The organism is Modestobacter sp. NPDC049651 (genome assembly GCF_040659695.1).
GTDB lineage: Bacteria > Actinomycetota > Actinomycetes > Mycobacteriales > Geodermatophilaceae > Modestobacter.
The window spans coordinates 93443-111728 of record NZ_JBFAOG010000012.1 but is presented as its reverse complement, the minus strand read 5'-3'; the positions used below and the strand labels follow the sequence as shown (position 1 = coordinate 111728).

Below are 18286 nucleotides of genomic sequence, written 5' to 3'. Positions count from 1 at the left end.
CACCGCGAGCGGAGCGGCACGCGGCTCACGGCAGGATCGAGTCCACGTAGCCGCCGTCGACGCGCAGCGCGCCGCCGGTGGTCGCCGAGGCCAGCGGTGAGGCGAGGTAGACGCACATGTTGGCGATCTCCTCGGGCTCGATCAGCCGCTGCAGCAGCGACTGCGGCCGGTGCGTGCGCATGAACTCCCGCTGCGCCTCGTTCCACGGCAGCGCGCGGTCGACCAGCGAGTAGACGAAGTCCTCGACCCCGCCGGTGTGCGTCGGGCCGGCGATCACCGAGTTGACGGTCACCCCGCTGCCGGCGGCGGCCTTGGCGAAGCCCCGGGAGACGGCGAGCAGCGCGCTCTTCGTCATCCCGTAGTGCACCATCTCGGCCGGGATGACCACCGCCGAGTCGCTGGCGATGTACTGCACCCGGCCCCAGCCGCGGTCCTGCATGCCGGGCAGGTACGCGCGGGTCAGCCGGACGGCGGTCAGCACGTTGGTCTCGAAGTAGCGGCGCCACTCGTCGTCGGGGATCTCCAGGGCCGGCTGGGCGCCGAAGACGCCGAGGTTGTTCACCAGGACGTCGACCTGCGGCACCGCGTCCAGCAGCGCCGCCGTCCCCTCGTCGGTGGTGACGTCGCCGGCGACGGCGCGCACCTCGCCGGCGACCGTGCCGGCGGCCGCGTCGAGCTTCCCGGCGTCCCGGCCGGTGAGGACGACGGACGCCCCGGCCCGCGCCAGCCCCTTCGCGATGGCCAGCCCGATGCCCTGGGACGAGCCGGTGACCAGGGCTGTCCTCCCGCTGAGGTCGATCTGCATGTCCGGTGGCAAGGCGGCGGCCGCACCGGGTGTTCCGGTCAGCCGGGGAACGCCGGCGCCAGCCGGTCGAAGCCGCGGGCGGCGGCCGCGACGAACGCGGCCGGCGGCTCGTCGGGCGACCAGGTGGCGAAGGCGCTGCCCACCACCGCGCCGGCCGTGTGCACGGCCAGCGAGGCGGTGACCGGGTCGCCCGGCAGCTGCCCGGCCGCCCAGCGGTCCATCGCGACCTCGACGAACAGGTGCGCCGAGCGCATGTGCGCCGCGAGCTCCGGGTCGGCGACCAGCCGGCGGCGCACCGGGGTCAGCGCCAGGCCGCGGTGGTCGGCGAGGAAGGCCAGCCAGACGCCGCGCAGCGCGGGCCAGAGCCCGGCCGAGCCGTCGGCGCCGGTGAGCAGCCGGTCCAGCAGCTCCACGTCGGCCGGGTCGGGGTCGAACAGGGCGGCGACCTTGGTCGGGAAGTGGTTGAAGAACGTCCGCCGGGAGACCCCGGCGGCGGCCGCGACGTCGTCGACGGTGACCGCGGCGAACCCGCGCCGGCCGACCAGCTCGACGGCGGCGGACTGCAGCGCGCGCCAGCTGTCGCGCCGCTGCTGCTCGCGGGCCGGGACGGGGTGCACGGCGGAACGCTAACGGCCCTTGCCAGCGGCCGGTGCGCCACTAGGGTGATGGCCATCACGTTGCACTCAGTGCAACCGGACGCGAGGGAGTGGGCATGGCCGCAGGTCGGCTGGAGGGCAAGGTCGCCGTCATCACCGGGGCGGCGCGCGGGCAGGGGCGGGCGCACGCCGTCCGGCTGGCCCGCGAGGGCGCCGACGTGATCGCCGTCGACGTCAACGCGAGCGCGGCCACCACCGCCTACCCCGGCCCCACACCCGAGGACCTCGCCGAGACGGTCCGGCTGGTCGAGGCCGAGGACCGGCGGATCGTGGCCCGCGAGGCCGACGTCCGCGACCTCGACGCGCTGCAGGCGGCGATCGACGAGGGCGTGGCGGAGCTGGGCCGGCTGGACGTCGTGGTCGCCAATGCCGGGATCTGCTCGGCCGCGCGGTCGTGGGAGATCACCGCCGAGCAGTGGCGGGAGACGATCGACACCAACCTGACCGGCGTCTTCCACACCGCGAAGGCCACCGTGCCGCGGCTGATCGAGCAGGGCACCGGCGGCTCGATCATCATCACCAGCTCGGTGGCCGGCCTGCGCGGGTTGCCCTTCCTGGGGCACTACGTGGCCAGCAAGCACGCAGTCGTGGGGCTGGCCCGGACCATGGCCAACGAGCTGGGGCAGTACAACATCCGGGTCAACACGATCCACCCGCACGGCGTGGCCACCGGGATGACCGTCGACGACCTGCAGCCGCTGATCCAGGAGAACGCCGCGACCCTCGGGCCGATCTTCATGCAGACGCTGCCCGACCCCGTGTCCCAGCCCGAGGACATCGCGAACGCGGTGGCCTGGCTGGCGTCGGACGAGGCCCGGCACGTGACCGGCGTCCAGCTGCCGGTCGACCTGGGTACGCTGACCCGCTGAGACGCGCCTAGCGTCGGGGGACGTGACCGACTTCCGCGCCGACGGCGCACGCGTGCTCATCACCGGCGGCACGAGCGGGCTGGGGGAGGCGATGGCGCGGGCCCTGGTGGACGCCGGGGCGCAGGTGGTCGTCACCTCCCGGTCCGCCGATCGCGCCGCCCGAGCGGCGGCCACGATGGGTGCGGCCGGCGTGGCGATGGACGTGCGCGGCGAGGCGGACGTCGCCCGCGGGGTGGCCGAGGCGTTCGACGTCCTCGGCGGCCTCGACGTGCTGGTCAACAACGCCGGCATCGGCATGCGGACGGTGAACCCGCACTTCCTCACCGAGCCGCAGCCGTTCTGGGCGGTGGCCCCCGACGGCTTCCGCGACGTGGTGGACACCAACCTGACCGGCTACTTCCTCGTCGCCCGCGAGGTGGTGCCACGCCTGCTGAAGGCCGGCAGCGGCCGGGTGGTGAACGTCTCGATGAACCACTCGACGATGAACCGGCAGGGCTTCGTGCCCTACGGCCCCTCGCGGGCCGGGGCGGAGGCGTTGTCCCGGATCATGGCCGCCGACCTGGCCGGCAGCCCGGTGACGGTGAACCTGCTGCTGCCCGGTGGGGCGACGGCGACCGGGATGATCCCGGCCGGCGCGGATCCGGCCCACCTGCTGCCGGCCGACGTGATGGCCGCACCGATCCGGTGGCTGTGCTCGGACGCCGCGGCCGGGGTGCACGACGAGCGGATCGTGGCCGCCCGGTTCGACGACTGGCTGGCCACGCGCTCCCGCTGACCGGGCGACCGGACCCGCACCGGCAGGTGCGGGTCCGGGGACCGTCAGGCGGTGACGACCTCGAGGGTCACCGGGATGTTGCCGCGGGTCGCGTTGGAGTACGGGCACACCTGGTGCGCGGCCTCGACGAGCTTCTCGCCCTCGACCTGGTCGATGCCGCCGAGCTCGACGTGCAGAGTGACCTCGAGGCCGAACCCGCCGGTGCCGTTCGGGCCGATGCCGACCTCGGCGGTGACCGCGGAGTCGGTGAACCGCACCTTCTGCTGACCGGCGACGAGCTTGAGCGCGCCGTGGAAGCACGCCGCGTAGCCGGCGGCGAACAGCTGCTCGGGGTTGGCGCCACCGCCGGGGCCGCCCATCTCGGTGGGCACCTTGAGGTCGAGGTCGATGAGGCCGTCGTCGGTGCGGGTGTGGCCGTTGCGGCCCTCGCCGGTGGCGGTGGCGACGGCGGTGTAGACGGCAGCCATGAAGCGCTCCTCAGTCAGAGAGACAGAACGGTCGTTCTGCCCAACCGTAACAGGTACCGTGACCCCATGACCAGCGCGGTTCGGACGTCGGAGGCCCGGGAGCGCCTGCTGCGCACCGCCTCGGCGCTCTTCTACGCCGAGGGCCTGCGCGGCGTCGGCGTCGACCGGGTCATCGCCGAGGCGTCGGTGACCCGGGCGACCTTCTACCGGCACTTCCCCGGCAAGGAGGACCTGGTCGTCGCCTACCTCGAGGGCGTCGACCGGGCGGTGCGCGAGCGCGTGGGCGAGGTGCCGGCGGACGCCGAGGGTGCGGCGGCCTGGCTGCGCGGGCTGACCGCGGCGCTGGGCGAGCAGCTGTGCGGCGCGGGCTTCCGGGGCTGCGCCTTCATCAACGCCGCCGCCGAGAACCCCGACCCGGACAGCGCCGTGCGCCGCGCCGTGCGGGCGCACCGGGAGTGGCTGGAGACCGCCGTGCGGGCGGCGTTCGCGGCGGTCGGCCACCCCGACCCCGCGGACGCCGCCCGCCGCTGGCTGGTGCTCCGCGACGGCGCGATGGTCGCCGGATACCTGGCCGACCCCGTGCAGGCGCAGGCCGCGCTGGACGCCGGGGTGCGCGAGCTGCTGGGTCAGGCCTCGGCCAGGTAGCGCGGCGGGACGGCGTCGACCAGCCACACCCCGTTGGCGGAGCGGGTGGAGGTGGCGCCGTCGCGGACCATCGCGGCGGCGTCGACGTGCAGCACCACCGGCCGGCCGCGGCGGGCGCCGACCCGCCGGGCCGTGGCGGCGTCCGGGCTCAGGTGCACGGCGTGCCGGTTGCCCGGCCGCAGCCCCTCGGCCCGGATGGCGGGGAGGAAGCGCTCGACGGTGCCGTGGAAGAGCTCGTCGGGCGGGACGGCGGGGGCGTAGCCGAGGTCGACGGCGATGCTGTGCCCCTGGCTGGCCCTGATCCGGGTGCCGGTGGCGTCGAAGGCGAACCGCTGATCGTCGTTGCGGGCGACGACGTCGTCCAGCTCGGCGCGGGTCAGCCGCAGGGCGGCGAGCAGCGCGCCGACGTCCGCCCAGCCGTGCTCGTCGAGGACCAGGCCAGCGCTGTCGGGGTGGTGCCGCAGCACGTAGGACAGCCGCTTGCTGGTCCGGACGACGTCGGTCACCGCTCGTCCGGCGCCCGGCCCGCGTGGTCGACCAGCTCGCTCGCGCTGGACTGCTCGCCGTGCATGCGGGCGCAGGACGCGCAGCAGAAGAAGACGCCGTCGGCCTCGACGCCGTGGCCCACGACCTTCACCCCGCAGTGCTCGCACACCGGTGCCATGGCGTGGATCGCGCACTCGAAGCTGTCGAAGGTGTGCACCGCGCCAGCGGCGTGCACCTCGAAGCTGAGCCGGTAGTCGTTGCCGCAGACCTCGCACGTGGCCATGGGGTTCCTCTCGTCGGCGTGGGCCCGACGACTACCCGGCGCGGCCGGCCGCATGCGAGACCCGCGTCCTCGTGGCCTCCAGCGCCGGGAGGCCACGAGGACGCCGAGGTCATGCCGCCCGGCGGGACTCCTCGGCGAGCGCGGCCAGCGCCTGCTCGAAGCACTGCTGCGGCGGCTGGACCAGCCCGGCACCGACCTGGCCGGTGCCGGCGACCCGGCCGGCCATGCCGGTGTTGATCTGCGGCAGCCAGCCGGTGCGCGCCACCTTGAGCACGTCGATCCCGGACGGCGAGCCGCGGAAGCCCATGATCGGGATCTGCATCGCGGGGTTCTCGGCCAGGGTGAGCTGGTACATCCGCTCGGTGGTGGCCAGCGCGTCGGGCACGGTGCCCCCGACGAACCGCACGATCGCCGGTGCCGCGGCCATCGCGAACCCGCCGACGCCGTAGGCCTCCATGATCGCGGAGTCGCCGATGTCGGGGTTGGCGTCGTCGGGGCCGTAGTCGCCGAGGAAGAGCCCGACCGGGGTGTTGGCCGGGCCGGTGAACCAGCGGTCGCCGGTGCCGGCGGTCTGGATGCCGAACTCGGTGCCGTTGCGGGACAGCACGGTGACCATCGTCGAGCCGGGGACGTCGCGGGCGGCGTCCATCGCGAGCTTCGCCGTCGGCATGCCGAGGTTCAGGTAGAAGTGCTCGTTGCCGCCGATGAAGCGCAGCACCTCTGCGATGTCGCTGCTCGACCACCCCGACGACGCGGCGTCGACCGCGACGATCGACGGCGACAGCTCACGCAGCGCCATGAGCGAGCCGGCCCGGTTGCGGTTGTGCCCCTCGTCGCCCATCTGCAGCATCTGGGCGAGGATCGCCTTGACGTCCAGCGGCTCCGTGCGGCTGCGGACGGCGGCCTGCAGCACCGGGCCGAGCACGTCGCGCATCCAGGCCAGCCGGGTCAGCACCTCGTCGTTGAAGGCGCCCATCCGCAGGACCTTGCCCAGGCCCTCGTTGAGGTTGCAGAACGCCTGCCCGCCGCCCACCGGGTCGGTGAGGCACCACATCCACATCGACGGGCTGGTGACGCCGGCCATCGGGCCGACGGTGCGGTGGTGGTGGCACGGGTCGAGCGCGATCTCGCCGGCGGCGAGGACCTTCTCCGCCTCCTCGACCGTCGACGCCCAGCCCTCGAACAGGCAGGCGCCGATCCACGCGCCGCGCATCGGGCCGGAGGCGTGCTCCCAGTCCAGCGGCGGGCCGGAGTGCAGCAGCGTGCGGTCGGGGAGGCCGAGCACCTCGCGCGCGGGCCGGACGTCGGTCAGCACGGAGCCGGCGGCCAGCATCCGCTCGACCGCCGTCCGGTTGGCCGACGCGCGGCGCCGGTCCAGCGCCAGCTGGGTCAGGTCCTCCGGTGCTCCGAAGCCCGGCGGGCGCCAGTCGACGTCGGTGACGTCGGCGCCCTGGGTGCGCAGCGCGGTGGAGAAGACTTCCACGCCGGCCGCGACGATCGCGGGCGGGCCGGACAGCAGCTCGCTCATGCCCGTTCTCCGATCAGGTCGAGGGCGTACCGGACGGCCTGCGCGTTGCTGGCGAACACCGCGGCGCCCGCCTCGGCCAGCGCGTCGGCCTGGCGGGACCAGCCCTGGGGGTCCGCCTCGGTGCCGATGAGCGCCACCACCGCGGGCAGCCCGGCGGCCTGGAGCGCGGGCACCAGCGAGTAGGCCGGGTCCGCCTCGGCGCCGTGGCCGAGCACGACGTCCAGCAGGAGGACGGCGGGCTCCCCGCTCGCGGCGAGGTTGCTGATCGCCTCCAGCCGCAGCGTCGGGTCGATCATCGGGTGGGCCCGGCCGACGGTCAGCGCGTCGTCGCCGAAGTCGACCACCACGTGGCCGCGGGCCCGCAGGTCCGTGCCGAGGTCCAGCTCGGGCCGCAGCGGGATGTTGGAGCGGACGTCGCCGAGCACCGGCCCGGCGAGCAGCATCGCCTCGTCGGCGAGCGTGCCGCCGGCGTAGAATCCCTTGAGGACGGCGCCCGGCGCGGGAGCGTCGGCGGTGCCCGGGCGCGACGGCCACTCCGGCACGTCGACGCCCAGCTCCCCGAGCAGCGTCTCGACGGCGGCGGTGAGGCTGGGTGAGTCGGCGCTGAGCACGGCCTCGCCCACCGGGACGGACAGCCCGGCGGCCGCCTCGCGGATCCGCGCGGCCACCTCGGGGGCGGGCGGCTTGGACACCAGCAGCACCCGCTCGGTGCCCTCGTCGCCGGCCAGGGCGGCGAGCGCGTCGAGGGTGCCGAGCCCGCCCACGGCGGCCGACAGGTCGCGGCCGCCGACGCCGAGCACGTGCGAGACGCCGACGCCGGCCATGTCGAGCAGGCAGCTGACCTGCTGGGCGCCGGTGCCCGAGGCCGCGACCAGCCCGACCGGCCCGGGGCGGACGACGTTGGCGAACCCGAGCGCCACGCCGGAGACGATCGCCGTGCCGCAGTCGGGGCCCATCACCAGCACGCCGGCCTCGTGGGCGGCCCGCTTGAGCGCCACCTCGTGCTCGACCGGCACGCCATCGCTGAAGACCAGCACGCTGGACCCGGCGTCGATCGCGTCGGCGGCCTCGAGGACGGCGTACTGCCCGGGGACGCTGACCACCGCCAGCGCCCGGCCCGGGCCCTCGGCGAGCGCGGCCGCAATGGTGCGGGACGGGATGGTCTGCGCCTCCCCGGTCTGCTCCCGGGCGGCGAGCGCGGTGTTGACGGCGGCGACCGCGGCGGTCAGCTCGGCGTCGTCGGTCGCGGACAGCGCGATCAGCAGCTGGTCGGGCTTGGCGTCGCCGTCCGGGGCCAGGCCCATTCCGGCGGCGAGCTCGAGGTTCAGCGGGGTGGCCATCGCGACGAGCACGGCGCGCACGCCCGGCCGCGCGCCGATCTCGCGGCTGACCTGCATCAACCGGACGGAGTCGGCGTAGACGCCGCTGCGCAGGGAGACGTGCCGGACGGAGTCCGCGACGTCGGTCGGGGCGCTCATGGGGGCGGACGCTACCCGAGGAAGTCCCTTAGCGGTGAGGGAAATCAGAACGCAACAAAGTCTTAGCTCTGAAGGACTTCCCAGCTGTCGGTGGCGGGTGCCACAGTTCCGGTCCACAGGTTGGGGGATGGTTCAGAGAGGACCCATGATGGCGTTCGGGTGGAAGCTGTACGGCGACGGGAAGACCCCGCCTCCGGGCCAGGCGGTGGCGCCCGACGAGCGGCTGTCGTGGCCGTTGACGGTCGGCATCGGGGCCCAGCACGTGGTCGCGATGTTCGGGGCGACCTTCGTCTTCCCGCTGGTCATGGGCCTGGACGCGAACCTGGCGATCATGATGAGCGGGATCGCCACGGTGCTGTTCCTGCTGATCGTGCAGGGCAAGGTGCCCTCGTACCTGGGCACCAGCGCCGCGTTCGTCGGCGGCGTGGCCGCGGTGCGCGCCCAGGGCGGTGAGTCCGCCGACGTGGTCGGCGCGATCCTGGTCTCCGGCGTGGTGCTCGCGCTGGTCGGCATCCTGATCCACTTCGCCGGCCCGCGACTGGTCAACCGGGTGCTGCCGCCGGCGGTCACCGGTGCGGTCGTGCTGCTGATCGGCTTCAACCTCGCGCCGGTCGTCTCCTCGACCTACTGGCCGCAGGACCAGTGGGTCGCGCTGGCCACCATGGCCTTCGTCATCGTGGTCTCGCTGGCGCTGCGCGGCTTCTGGGCCCGCATCTCGGTCCTGCTGGGCCTGGTCTTCGGCTACCTGCTGTCGGTGCTGCTCGACGCCACCGCCGGCCCCATCACCTCGAAGCTCGCCGGTGCCGCCGAGGCCACCTCGCACGACCGGGTCGACTGGAGCGGCGTCAAGGCGGCCGACTGGTTCGGCACCCCCGACTTCACCGCGCCGCACTTCAGCTTCAACTTCTCGCTGCTCGTGCTGCCGGCCGTCATCGCGCTGATCGCGGAGAACGCCGGGCACGTCAAGGCGGTCAGCGAGATGACCAAGCGCGACCTCGACCCGGTGCTCGGCCGCGCGATCTTCGCCGACGGCATCGGCACGGTCGTCGCGACGTCGGTCGGTGGCTCGCCCACCACCACGTACGCGGAGAACATCGGCGTCATGGCCGCCACCCGCGTCTACTCGACGGCGGCCTACTACGTGGCCGCGATCGTCGCGATCCTGCTGGGCCTGGTGCCCAAGTTCGGCGCGATCGTCAACGCCACCCCGGGTGGCGTGCTCGGCGGCATCACCGTCGTCCTCTACGGGATGATCGGCCTGCTCGGCGCCAAGATCTGGAAGGAGAACCGGGTCGACTTCGGCAACCCGATCAACCTGGTCCCCCTCGCCGCGGGCATCATCATCGCCATCGGCAACGTCAACATGCAGTTCACCGACAACTACTCGCTGGGCGGCATCGCGCTGGGCACGATCGTCGCGGTCCTCGGCTGGCACCTCGCCCGGGTCCTCGCACCCGCCGAGATGCGTGCCGCGCTGCGCAACGAGGGTGGCTACTACGGCGGCACCGGCATCGCGCTGGGCTCCGCCGGCAGCCACGACCTCGGCGGCGCCGACCCGTCCAGCCTCGACCAGACCGTCGGGCAGGACACCCGCGGCTCGGGGGTGACCCGCACTTCGTGAAGCCCGCACCGTTCGGCTACGCCCGGCCCACCACGCTGGGCGAAGCACTCGACGTCCTCACTGCCGAGGGCGACGGGGCCAAGGTCCTCGCCGGGGGCCAGTCGCTCCTGCCGCTGCTCTCCATGCGGCTGGCGGCCCCCAGCACGCTCGTGGACATCAACCGGGTCCCCGGCCTCGACACCGTCGAGGCCGGGGAGTCCGGCGTCCGCGTCGGCGCGCTGGTCCGGCACGCCCAGCTCCTCCGCTCCCCCGAGGCTGCCGCGGTCCAGCCGCTGCTCGGCCGGGCGACGGCGAACGTCGCCCATCCGGCCATCCGCAACCGCGGCACCACGGTCGGCTCCATCGCGCACGCCGACCCCTCCGGGGAGATGACGGCGGTGCTCGCGCTCACCGACGGATCGGTCACCGTGGCCACGCCGGCCGGGTCGTCGGCCGTGGGCTGGCGGGACTTCTTCGTCGGCCCGCTGGAGACCACGGTGACCGGCCCGGCCGTCGTCACCGACGCGTTCTTCCCCGCGCTGCCGCCGCGCTCGGGCACCGCGTTCGCCGAGATCGCCCGCCGCAAGGGCGACTACGCGGTCTGCGGCGCGGCCGTCGTCGTCACCCTGGACGACGACCTGCGGGTGGCCGCGGCCCGCGCCGCGTACCTCTCGGTGGGGCTCACCCCCGAGGTGCACGACCTGACCGAGGCGGTGGCGGGCACGCCCGTCGACGGCGCCGACTGGGCGGCCGCCGGCGCGCTGGCCCGCAGCCTCGTCGACCCGGACGGCGACCTGCACGCCTCTGCCGACTACCGCCGGCTGCTGGTCGGCACGCTGACCGAACGGACACTCGCGACCGCGGCAGCGGAAGCGATCGAGAGGGCCGCATGACGAGCATCCAGACCGAACGCACCATCTCGGTCACCGTGAACGGTGTTCCACGTGAAGCCACCGTGCCGGTGCGCTGGCTGCTGTCGGACGCGCTGCGCCACGGCCTCGGGCTGACCGGCACGCACGTCGGCTGCGAGCACGGCGTCTGCGGCGCCTGCACGGTGCTCGTCGACGGTGAGCCGACCCGGTCGTGCCTGGTGCTCGCCGTGCAGGTCGACGGCTGCGAGGTCACCACCGTCGAAGGGCTCAGCCGGCCCGACCACCAGGGCGGGGAGGTGCTGCACCCGATCCAGGAGGCCTTCCGCGAGTGCCACGCCCTGCAGTGCGGGTTCTGCACGCCGGGCTTCCTGACCACGATCGCCGCGGGGCTCGACGCCCGCGACGCCGGCACGCCGATCTCCGACGAGGAGGTCGACGAGCTGGTCGGCGGCAACCTCTGCCGCTGCACCGGCTACGCCAACATCAAGAAGGCCTGCCGGTCCGCCGCCGAGAAGCTGCGTGAGGCGGCCTCGTGACCACGAAGTTCTTCGGCGAGCCGGTCCGCCGGCGCGAGGACGCCCGGCTCATCGTCGGCAAGGGCCGCTACCTCGACGACATCGGCGCCGACGCGTACGCGGCGGCGTTCGTCCGCAGCCCCTACGCGCACGCCCGGGTGGTCGACGTCGACGTCAGCGCGGCGCTCGAGGTCGAGGGGCTGCTGGCGATCTACACCTACGAGGACCTCACCGGCCCGATGGCCGAGCCGCTGCCGGTGCTCATCCCGCACCCCCAGCTGCACGCGCCCCGCACCGGCTACACGCTGGTGCGCGACGTCGCCCACCACGTCGGCGAGGCCGTGGTGATGGTCGTGGCCACCGACCGGTACGTCGCCGAGGACGCCTGCGACCGGATCGCGATCACCTGGGAGGAGCTCCCGGTGGTGGTCGGCGTCGATGCGGCGCAGGCGGCCGAGCACGCCGTCCACCCCGACGTCCCGGACAACATCGCCGCGCGGCACCACCAGGAGACCGGGGACGTCGAGGCGGCGCTCGCCGCCTCCGCCCACACGCTCAGCTTCACCCAGTACTTCGAGCGCAGCGCCTCGATGCCGATGGAGGGCAAGGGCGTGCACGCGCGCTTCGACCCCGACGACGCCTCGCTGCGCGTCTACTCGAGCACCCAGGCGTCGACCTCGGTGCGGGCGGCGATCGCCGCGAAGCTCGAGATGTCGCTGGACAAGGTCGAGGTCATCGCCCCCGACGTCGGCGGTGGCTTCGGCGTGAAGATCGTGCACCCGTGGCCGGAGGAGCTGCTGGTGCCGATGGCCGCCATCAAGCTCGGCCACGAGGTCAAGTGGACCGAGGACCGCCGCGAGCACTTCGTCTCCAGCGCGCACGAGCGGCAGCAGCGCCAGGAGGTCCGGGTCGGCTACGACGACGACGGGAAGATCACCGCGCTCGACGTCCTGGTCTGGCACGACAACGGGGCGTACACGAACTACGGGATCATCGTCCCGATCAACACCGCGACCCAGCTGTGCGGCCCGTACGACATCCCCGTCTACCGGGCGCAGGTGTTCAGCGTCTACACGAACACCGTGCTGGTGACGCCGTACCGCGGCGCGGGCCGGCCGCAGGGGACGTTCGTCATGGAGCGCACCATGGACCGGATCGCGCAGGAGCGCGGGCTGGACCGGCTCGAGGTGCGCCGGCGCAACCTCATCCAGCCCGACCAGTTCCCCTACGACTGGGGCCTGACCTTCCAGGACGGCAAGCCGCTGGTCTACGACTCCGGCGACTACCCGGGGCTGCTGGACAAGCTGGAGGCGCTGGTCGGCTGGACCGGCATGGAGGAGCGGCGCGCCGAGGCCGCCGCCCGCGGGAAGCTGCTCGGGGCAGGGCTCGCGCCCTACGTCGAGGGCACCGGTCCGGGCCCGTACGAGGGCGCGCACGTGCAGGTGCTCGGCAGCGGCAAGGTGCTCGTCTCCACCGGCCTCACCTCGCAGGGCCAGGGGCACGAGACGGTGTTCGCGCAGCTGGCGGCGTCCGAGCTCGGCGTGCCGCTGGAGGACGTCGAGGTCACCACCGGTGACACCCGCCGGTTCGGCTACGCGGTGGGCACGTTCGCCTCCCGCGCCGCCGTGGTCAGCGGCAACGCCGTGGCGCTGGCCGCCAAGGGCGTGCGGGAGAAGGCGCTGCGGATCGCCGCGGACGTGCTGGAGGCCGACCCGGGTGACCTGGAGATCGAGCAGGGGCTCATCCAGGTCAAGGGGACGCCGGGCGCCTTGATCCCGCTGCGCACGGTCGCGGTGCTGTCCAACCCGCTGCGGTACGCCTTCGACGAGGCGGCGCGGCAGGCGACCCAGTTCGCCGGCCCCGCCGACGACTCGAAGCCGCCGGTGGCCGTGGGCGACTCCCCGGGGCTGGAGTACACCGACTACTACTCGCCGCTGCGGTCGACCTTCGCCGCCGGCGCGCACGCCGCGGTGGTGGAGATCGACCCGGCCACCTGGGAGATCGACGTCGTGCAGTACGCCGTCGTCCACGACTGCGGGAAGATCGTCAACCCGATGATCGTCGAGGGCCAGGTGCACGGCGGCGTCGCGCAGGGCGTGGGCGGGGCGCTGTACGAGCGGATGGCCTACGACCGCGACGGGCAGCTGCAGAACGCCTCGTTCATGGACTTCCTGATGCCCTACGCGAGCGAGGTGCCGCCGGTGGACATCGACCACCAGGAGACGCCGTCGCCGCTCAACGCGCTCGGCATCAAGGGTGCCGGCGAGGCCGGCGTCATCCCCGGCTCGGCGGCGATCGCCTCCGCGATCGAGGACGCGGTCGGGCGGCGGATCGCCGCGATGCCGATCTCGCCGAGCGAGCTGTACGACCTCATGCGGTCCGACACCGCGGAGGTGGTCACCAACACCCCGACCACGACTGGAGCCATGGCGTGAACCTCGACGGCAGTGCAGTGCTCAGCGGCTCGCCCGAGGAGGTGTGGTCGGTGATCACCGACCCGGCGGTGCTGGTGCGCACCATCCCCGGCTGCGAGTCGCTGCAGCAGGTCGGCGAGGACAGCTACACGATGGTCGTCTCCGCCGGCGTCGGGGCGGTCAAGGGCAAGTACTCCGGCGAGGTGCGGCTCGCCGACCTGAACCGGCCGACGTCCTACGTCATGCACGCCTCGGGCTCCGGCGGGCCCGGGTCGGTCCGCGCCACGGTGCCGATCACCCTGGAGGCCGTCGACGGCGGCACGAAGCTCACCTACAACGCCGAGGCCGTGGTCGGCGGCGCGGTGGCCGGGGTCGGCCAGCGGATGATCACCGGCGTCGCGAAGCGGATGGCCGGCCAGTTCTTCTCCGCCATCGACCGCGAGCTCGCCAGCCCCGCGGCCGCCGAGCAGCGGCCGAGCGCCGCCGCGGTGAGCGAGACGACGGCCGGGGCCGTTCCCGCGGGAACGCCGTCGGCGCCCGCCGCCCCTTCCGGACCCACGACCTACGCCCGCCCCGCCGCGGCGGCCGCCGGCGCGGGCGGCTGGGTGCCGGCCGAGGCCAAGCCGCTGCTGGTGGGCGCCGCCGGCGGCGGGCTGCTCACCCTGCTCGGCGTGTGGGTCGGCTACCTGCTCGGCCGCCGGGGCTGACGCCCGCCTCCAACGGGTGAGGCCGGCCGGCGATCACCGGCCTTGATGTGTGGTGCGCAACCAGTTCTGCCGATCACAGGGACGAGCGACCACCTGGACGACACCGGGCCAGGTCGCCGTCGATGACGACGGAAGAGGTCAGGTGCGCAAGCAGCGCTCGGAGGCGGAGCAGCAGATCGCCGGTCTGCTGCAGACGGCACGGCAGTCCCTCGGGCTGAGCGTGGCGTTCTTCAGCCGGATGGACGGCACCACCCAGCACCTGGAGGTGGTGGAGTCCGCCTACCCGGTGGTCTTCCACGACGGCCAGAGCCAGCCGCAGGACACCTCGTTCTGCCAGGCGGTGATCGACGGCCGGCTGCCCGCGGTGATGCCCGACGTCCGCGACTTCCCCGACGCCATGCGCCTGCGCCCGGCCCGGGTGCCCCGGGTCCGCAGCTTCGTCACCGCCCCGGTCGTGCTCAGCGACGGTGAGGTCTACGGCAGCTTCTGCGCCTTCGGCATGACCAGCGACCCCGAGCTCAGCACCCGCGACGCCACCCTCATGCAGGTGCTGGCCGAGGCGGCGTCGGTGATCATCGAGCCGGACCTGCGCGCCCGGCAGCAGCACGCCGAGATCAGCGGCCGGCTCGACCAGGTCGTCGACGCCGGCGGGCCGGTCGTCGTCCTGCAGCCGATCGTCGACCTCGCCACCGGGGCCCGCGTCGGCGCCGAGGCGCTCAGCCGCTTCCCCGCCGACTGGGCCAAGGCCCCCGACGTGGTCTTCGCCGAGGCGCACTCCATCGGCCAGGGGCACGACCTGGAACTGCTCGCGCTGCGCCGGGCGGCCAAGCTGCTCGGCCGGGTCGACGGCTACGTCTCGGTGAACGTCTCCCCCGCCACCCTGCTGACCCCCGACTGCCTGGACCTGCTCGCGGCCCTCCCCCTGCCCCGCGTGCTGCTCGAGCTGTCCGAGCACGACCAGGTCGAGGACTACCCCGCCCTCACCGCGGCGCTGGACCCGCTGCGGTCCGCCGGCATGCGGCTGGCCATCGACGACGTCGGCGCCGGGTTCTCCTCGTTGCGGCACATCGTGGTCACCGCGCCCGACGTCATCAAGATCGACCGAAGCATCGTCAGCGGCGTCGACCGGGACCCGGTGCTGCGCAAGCTCGTCAGCTCGCTGGTGGAGTTCGCGCACGGCTGCGACGTGCACATCGTCGCCGAGGGCGTCGAGACCGCCGCTGAGCACGCCGTGCTCCACGCGCTCGGCGCCGACAGCGGGCAGGGCTGGCTGTTCGGCCGGCCCGGCCCCGCCGAGACGCTGACGGCCTCCGACGCCGACCGGCCGGCCGCGGTCCTCCAGCGCGCCTGAGCCCACTACTGCGGTCAGGAACTGGCACCAACGCTCCCTAGCGTCGGGATCGACGGGGCAGAGCGGGCCGACCGGGCCTGCTCCCCCGCCGATCGACCACCGGCGAGGAGAGCCAGCATGACCATCGCGACCACGACCCACCTGAACTTCCGCGGCGAGGCCCGCGCGGCCCTCGAGCACTACCAGGCGGTCTTCGGCGGCGACCTCGCCGTCGTCACCTACGCCGACGCCGGTGCCGTCACCGACCCGGCCGAGGCCGACCAGGTCACCTGGGGCCAGGTGGCCGGCGACGGGTTCCGGGTGATGGCCTACGACGTGCCGGCCGCGCAACCGTTCGACCGGGGCACGAACAGCTTCTTCGTCTCGGTGCGCGGCGAGACCGCCGAGGAGGTCGCCGGCTGCTGGGCGCGGCTGGCCGAGGGCGCCGAGGTGGTCGTCCCGTTCGGCCCGGCGCAGTGGTCGCCCGCCTACGGGATGCTGCGCGACCGGTTCGGCGTCACCTGGGTGCTCGACGTGGCCGTGCAGTACGCCGCCTCCTGACAGCGCGGGGAGGACGCCTGGTCACCCGGCGGCGCAGGGGGCGCTGGCCGGACCGTCGTGCGGCCGGGTGGCGTCGATGAGCCACAGCCCGTTCCGCTGGGCCAGCACGTAGTCGAGCGACCAGTCGGTGCACGTCTCCTGGGGCCGCCCGGCCGGCCCGCGCCCGGCGTCCTGGTGGCTGGTGAACGTCGCCCACACCACCAGGTCCTCGCCCTCCTGCGCCACCGAGCGGTAGGTGATGTCGACGTCCTGGGTGCTGGTGACCCCCTCGGTGAACGTCTCGAGGTCGACCGGGTGGGCCAGCTGCGCGACCGCGGTGGTGAAGTCGCCGCCGTTGACGGCCCGGAAGTACACGTCGAGCGTGGTGACGGCCTGCAGGTCCGCCCGCGTCGGGACGTCGCCGGGCGGCAGCGGGTCGCCGGCCTCGTCCACCGCCTCGGCGCAGTCCCCGGGGAGGACGGGCTGCGGGGACTGCGCCCAGCCGTCGACCAGCGGGCGGGCCGTCGCGCTGGACACGGCCAGCCGGCGGCCGGCCTCGCCGTCCGGGCCCGCGTCGACCAGGCCCACCACCGCGCCGTCCGGCCGGATGACCGGCCCGCCGCTGCTGCCGTGCGTGACCGCGGCGTCCATCTCCAGCAGGTCGTGCCGGGGCAGCCCGTCGACCACCGCCTTGCGGCCGAGCCCGTTGACGGTGCCGGTGTTGTACGACAGCGGGTCGCCCATCGGGAAGCCGATCGCGGCCACCTGGTCACCGACCGCCGGGCTGGTCCCGGCGAACGTGAACGGGTGCCCGGTGAGCTGGGTGGCGGTGCGCACGAGTGCGACGTCGGCGCCCGGGTCGATGCCGATCACAGTGCCCGCGGTCGACGTCGTCCCCTGGATGATCCGGATGACCTGCCCACCGTCGACGACGTGCGCCGCGGTCGCCACCAGGGTCGGCGACAGCTCGAAGCCCGAGCCGATCGCGTTGCCGTCGCAGGTGGCCACCTCGAACCGCACGACGCCGGACCGCACCCGCTCGAACGCCTGCTGCAGGGTCGGCGGCGGGGCGCTGGACGACGGGGCGGGTGCGGACGACGACGTCGAGGACGACGCGGTGGCCCGGGACGATGAGGCCGGGGACGACGACGGCGCCGAGGGGGCCGGAGCGGTCACCGTGACCGTCGCGGCCGCCACCTCGGCGTCCCCGCCGAGCGGCGAGCAGCCCGCCACCAGCAACCCCGTTGCGCCCAGCACGCACACCCGCCGCACCCTCATGGTCCCCCGCTCCCCGCGCGTCGCAGTCGGCGCAGGCTCCCGGCCCGGAGCCGGCGGGTCAACGGACCCCGGCACGGCCCGCGCGCGGCATCACCGACAGCGACCGCGAGGCCGCGAGCTGGGTAGTGACCACCCGTGGACGGCGCGAGACGAGCGGCCCCCGACCCGGCGCTGGCCGCGGTCAAGACCTGGCGGTACCTGCGGCTGGCGATGATCGTGCTGGTCGCCGCCCTGCTGGCCGCGGTGCTGCACGAGCACGCGCGGGCACCCGGCGGCTGCTGGCAGCCCTCGATCAGCGCCTACTGGTACACCCCGGCGCAGGGCGCGCTGGTCGGCGCGCTGGTCGCGATCGGCGTCTGCCTGGTCTGCCTCAAGAGCAGCACCGAGGGCGAGGACCTGCTGCTCAACCTCGCGGGGATCTGCGCGCCGGTGGTCGCGCTGGTGCCCACCCCCGACGCGGGCGGCTGCTCGTCGGTGCCAGCCGCGACGGCCGGGCGGGACGCCGCGGTGGCCACCAGCGTCACGGCGCTGCTGGCGGCCGGCGGCCTGGCCCTCGGCGTGGTCGGGGTGCTCACCGCGGTGCGGCTCACCCGCGGCGGCCGGCAGCGCCCCGGCCGGACGGCGGTCGTCGGCTACGCCGTCGTCACCGCGCTGTGGGCCGCGGCCCTCGGCGTCTTCCTCGGTGCCCGCGGCTGGTTCGTCGGCCACGGCCACGTGGTGGCCGCCGGGGCCATGTTCGGGCTGGTCTTCCTGACCGTCTGCCTGGACGCCGTCGACTTCCGCACCAGCCGGACGGCGCGGCGGGTCAACCGCTACGCGTGGGTGGCCGCCGGGATGGCGGCCGCCGCGGTCGCGCACGTGGTGCTGCTCCTCACGCTGGACTGGGCGCACTGGGCGCTGAGCCTGGAGACCTCGCTGATCGTGCTGTTCGCGGTGTTCTGGGTGCTGCAGACCGTCGAGCTGTGGAACGAGGGCCTCCGCCGCCGTCCTCCGCTCCCGTCGCGGACCGGGTCGCCGGGCTGAGCGGCCGCGGTTCCT

Annotated in this window: 19 protein-coding genes; 11 read left to right on the top strand and 8 right to left on the bottom strand. The window is 74.3% G+C overall.

Features of this window, described 5'->3' with window-relative positions; genetic code table 11:
- Positions 1–25 precede the first annotated feature (25 nt).
- Positions 26–805, bottom strand: a complete 780-nt coding sequence (locus AB0J00_RS16505) for an SDR family oxidoreductase (RefSeq protein ID WP_357746552.1) — start codon at positions 803–805, stop codon at positions 26–28.
- A 38-nt stretch (positions 806–843) separates the two neighbouring features.
- Positions 844–1422 carry a TetR family transcriptional regulator gene (locus AB0J00_RS16500; protein WP_357746549.1) on the bottom strand — a complete coding sequence of 193 codons (579 nt, stop codon included), beginning with the start codon at positions 1420–1422 and terminating at the stop codon, positions 844–846.
- Between the two features lie 95 nt (positions 1423–1517).
- Here AB0J00_RS16500 and AB0J00_RS16495 point away from each other — a divergent pair, with 95 nt between their 5' ends.
- Together AB0J00_RS16495 and AB0J00_RS16490 are read left to right on the top strand one after the other, a co-directional pair.
- On the top strand, positions 1518–2330 hold the full coding sequence (locus AB0J00_RS16495) for a mycofactocin-coupled SDR family oxidoreductase (RefSeq protein WP_357746546.1): 813 nt from the start codon (positions 1518–1520) through the stop codon (positions 2328–2330).
- 22 nt (positions 2331–2352) lie between these two features.
- Positions 2353–3105 (top strand): SDR family oxidoreductase, encoded by a 753-nt coding sequence (locus AB0J00_RS16490; RefSeq protein ID WP_357746543.1) that lies wholly within the window; start codon positions 2353–2355, stop codon positions 3103–3105.
- A gap of 44 nt (positions 3106–3149) precedes the next feature.
- Here AB0J00_RS16490 and AB0J00_RS16485 read toward each other — a convergent pair whose 3' ends face one another.
- Positions 3150–3572 carry an organic hydroperoxide resistance protein gene (locus tag AB0J00_RS16485; RefSeq protein ID WP_357746541.1) on the bottom strand — a complete coding sequence of 141 codons (423 nt, stop codon included), beginning with the start codon at positions 3570–3572 and terminating at the stop codon, positions 3150–3152.
- Between the two features lie 66 nt (positions 3573–3638).
- On the opposite strand from AB0J00_RS16485, the gene AB0J00_RS16480 reads away from it, so the two are divergent.
- Entirely contained in the window at positions 3639–4217 is a 579-nt protein-coding gene (locus tag AB0J00_RS16480) for a TetR/AcrR family transcriptional regulator (RefSeq protein ID WP_357746538.1), read from the top strand.
- Here the strand turns inward: AB0J00_RS16480 and AB0J00_RS16475 are convergent.
- From AB0J00_RS16475 to AB0J00_RS16460, 4 genes are all read right to left on the bottom strand, one after another.
- Positions 4199–4723, bottom strand: coding sequence for an RNA 2'-phosphotransferase (locus tag AB0J00_RS16475; RefSeq protein ID WP_357746535.1), 525 nt, complete (start codon positions 4721–4723; stop codon positions 4199–4201). The two genes, AB0J00_RS16480 and AB0J00_RS16475, sit on opposite strands and share 19 nt — an antisense overlap.
- Entirely contained in the window at positions 4720–4986 is a 267-nt protein-coding gene (locus tag AB0J00_RS16470) for a hypothetical protein (RefSeq protein WP_357746533.1), read from the bottom strand. The genes AB0J00_RS16475 and AB0J00_RS16470 overlap by 4 nt, the downstream gene beginning before the upstream one ends.
- A 109-nt stretch (positions 4987–5095) precedes the next feature.
- A complete protein-coding gene (locus AB0J00_RS16465; protein ID WP_357746530.1) occupies positions 5096–6514 on the bottom strand; it encodes a DUF1116 domain-containing protein in 1419 nt (472 codons plus the stop codon).
- The gene (locus AB0J00_RS16460; protein ID WP_357746528.1) at positions 6511–7992 is read right to left on the bottom strand and encodes an FdrA family protein; all 1482 of its coding nucleotides are present in this window, start codon (positions 7990–7992) and stop codon (positions 6511–6513) included. The genes AB0J00_RS16465 and AB0J00_RS16460 overlap by 4 nt, the downstream gene beginning before the upstream one ends.
- A gap of 148 nt (positions 7993–8140) precedes the next feature.
- On the opposite strand from AB0J00_RS16460, the gene AB0J00_RS16455 reads away from it, so the two are divergent.
- The 7 genes from AB0J00_RS16455 (at position 8141) to AB0J00_RS16425 (ending at position 15991) form a co-directional block, all read left to right on the top strand.
- The gene (locus tag AB0J00_RS16455; protein WP_357746525.1) at positions 8141–9613 is read left to right on the top strand and encodes a solute carrier family 23 protein; all 1473 of its coding nucleotides are present in this window, start codon (positions 8141–8143) and stop codon (positions 9611–9613) included.
- The gene (locus AB0J00_RS16450; RefSeq protein ID WP_357746522.1) at positions 9610–10485 is read left to right on the top strand and encodes an FAD binding domain-containing protein; all 876 of its coding nucleotides are present in this window, start codon (positions 9610–9612) and stop codon (positions 10483–10485) included. The genes AB0J00_RS16455 and AB0J00_RS16450 overlap by 4 nt, the downstream gene beginning before the upstream one ends.
- Positions 10482–11000 carry a (2Fe-2S)-binding protein gene (locus tag AB0J00_RS16445; RefSeq protein WP_357746520.1) on the top strand — a complete coding sequence of 173 codons (519 nt, stop codon included), beginning with the start codon at positions 10482–10484 and terminating at the stop codon, positions 10998–11000. The genes AB0J00_RS16450 and AB0J00_RS16445 overlap by 4 nt, the downstream gene beginning before the upstream one ends.
- A complete protein-coding gene (gene cutA, locus AB0J00_RS16440; protein ID WP_357746518.1) occupies positions 10997–13414 on the top strand; it encodes an aerobic carbon-monoxide dehydrogenase large subunit in 2418 nt (805 codons plus the stop codon). Before AB0J00_RS16445 ends, cutA begins: the two co-directional genes overlap by 4 nt.
- Positions 13411–14100, top strand: coding sequence for a carbon monoxide dehydrogenase subunit G (locus AB0J00_RS16435; protein WP_357746516.1), 690 nt, complete (start codon positions 13411–13413; stop codon positions 14098–14100). The genes cutA and AB0J00_RS16435 overlap by 4 nt, the downstream gene beginning before the upstream one ends.
- A 142-nt stretch (positions 14101–14242) precedes the next feature.
- Positions 14243–15451 carry an EAL domain-containing protein gene (locus AB0J00_RS16430; protein WP_357746514.1) on the top strand — a complete coding sequence of 403 codons (1209 nt, stop codon included), beginning with the start codon at positions 14243–14245 and terminating at the stop codon, positions 15449–15451.
- 117 nt (positions 15452–15568) lie between these two features.
- Positions 15569–15991 carry a VOC family protein gene (locus AB0J00_RS16425; RefSeq protein ID WP_357746511.1) on the top strand — a complete coding sequence of 141 codons (423 nt, stop codon included), beginning with the start codon at positions 15569–15571 and terminating at the stop codon, positions 15989–15991.
- A gap of 21 nt (positions 15992–16012) precedes the next feature.
- On the opposite strand, the gene AB0J00_RS16420 is transcribed toward AB0J00_RS16425, so the two are convergent.
- Complete coding sequence (locus tag AB0J00_RS16420; protein ID WP_357746509.1) at positions 16013–17248, bottom strand: serine protease; 1236 nt, start codon at positions 17246–17248, stop codon at positions 16013–16015.
- A gap of 135 nt (positions 17249–17383) precedes the next feature.
- On the opposite strand from AB0J00_RS16420, the gene AB0J00_RS16415 reads away from it, so the two are divergent.
- The gene (locus tag AB0J00_RS16415; RefSeq protein WP_357746505.1) at positions 17384–18271 is read left to right on the top strand and encodes a hypothetical protein; all 888 of its coding nucleotides are present in this window, start codon (positions 17384–17386) and stop codon (positions 18269–18271) included.
- Positions 18272–18286 lie beyond the last annotated feature (15 nt).

Bases quoted from the DNA above. Each gene is read 5' to 3' on its own strand.
- AB0J00_RS16505 (WP_357746552.1), bottom strand. From the start codon at position 805: ATGCAGATCGACCTCAGCGGGAGGACAGCCCTGGTCACCGGCTCGTCC.
- AB0J00_RS16495 (WP_357746546.1), top strand. From the start codon at position 1,518: ATGGCCGCAGGTCGGCTGGAGGGCAAGGTCGCCGTCATCACCGGGGCG.
- AB0J00_RS16485 (WP_357746541.1), bottom strand. From the start codon at position 3,572: ATGGCTGCCGTCTACACCGCCGTCGCCACCGCCACCGGCGAGGGCCGC.
- AB0J00_RS16480 (WP_357746538.1), top strand. From the start codon at position 3,639: ATGACCAGCGCGGTTCGGACGTCGGAGGCCCGGGAGCGCCTGCTGCGC.
- AB0J00_RS16470 (WP_357746533.1), bottom strand. From the start codon at position 4,986: ATGGCCACGTGCGAGGTCTGCGGCAACGACTACCGGCTCAGCTTCGAG.
- AB0J00_RS16465 (WP_357746530.1), bottom strand. From the start codon at position 6,514: ATGAGCGAGCTGCTGTCCGGCCCGCCCGCGATCGTCGCGGCCGGCGTG.
- AB0J00_RS16460 (WP_357746528.1), bottom strand. From the start codon at position 7,992: ATGAGCGCCCCGACCGACGTCGCGGACTCCGTCCGGCACGTCTCCCTG.
- AB0J00_RS16455 (WP_357746525.1), top strand. From the start codon at position 8,141: ATGGCGTTCGGGTGGAAGCTGTACGGCGACGGGAAGACCCCGCCTCCG.
- AB0J00_RS16445 (WP_357746520.1), top strand. From the start codon at position 10,482: ATGACGAGCATCCAGACCGAACGCACCATCTCGGTCACCGTGAACGGT.
- AB0J00_RS16425 (WP_357746511.1), top strand. From the start codon at position 15,569: ATGACCATCGCGACCACGACCCACCTGAACTTCCGCGGCGAGGCCCGC.
- AB0J00_RS16420 (WP_357746509.1), bottom strand. From the start codon at position 17,248: ATGAGGGTGCGGCGGGTGTGCGTGCTGGGCGCAACGGGGTTGCTGGTG.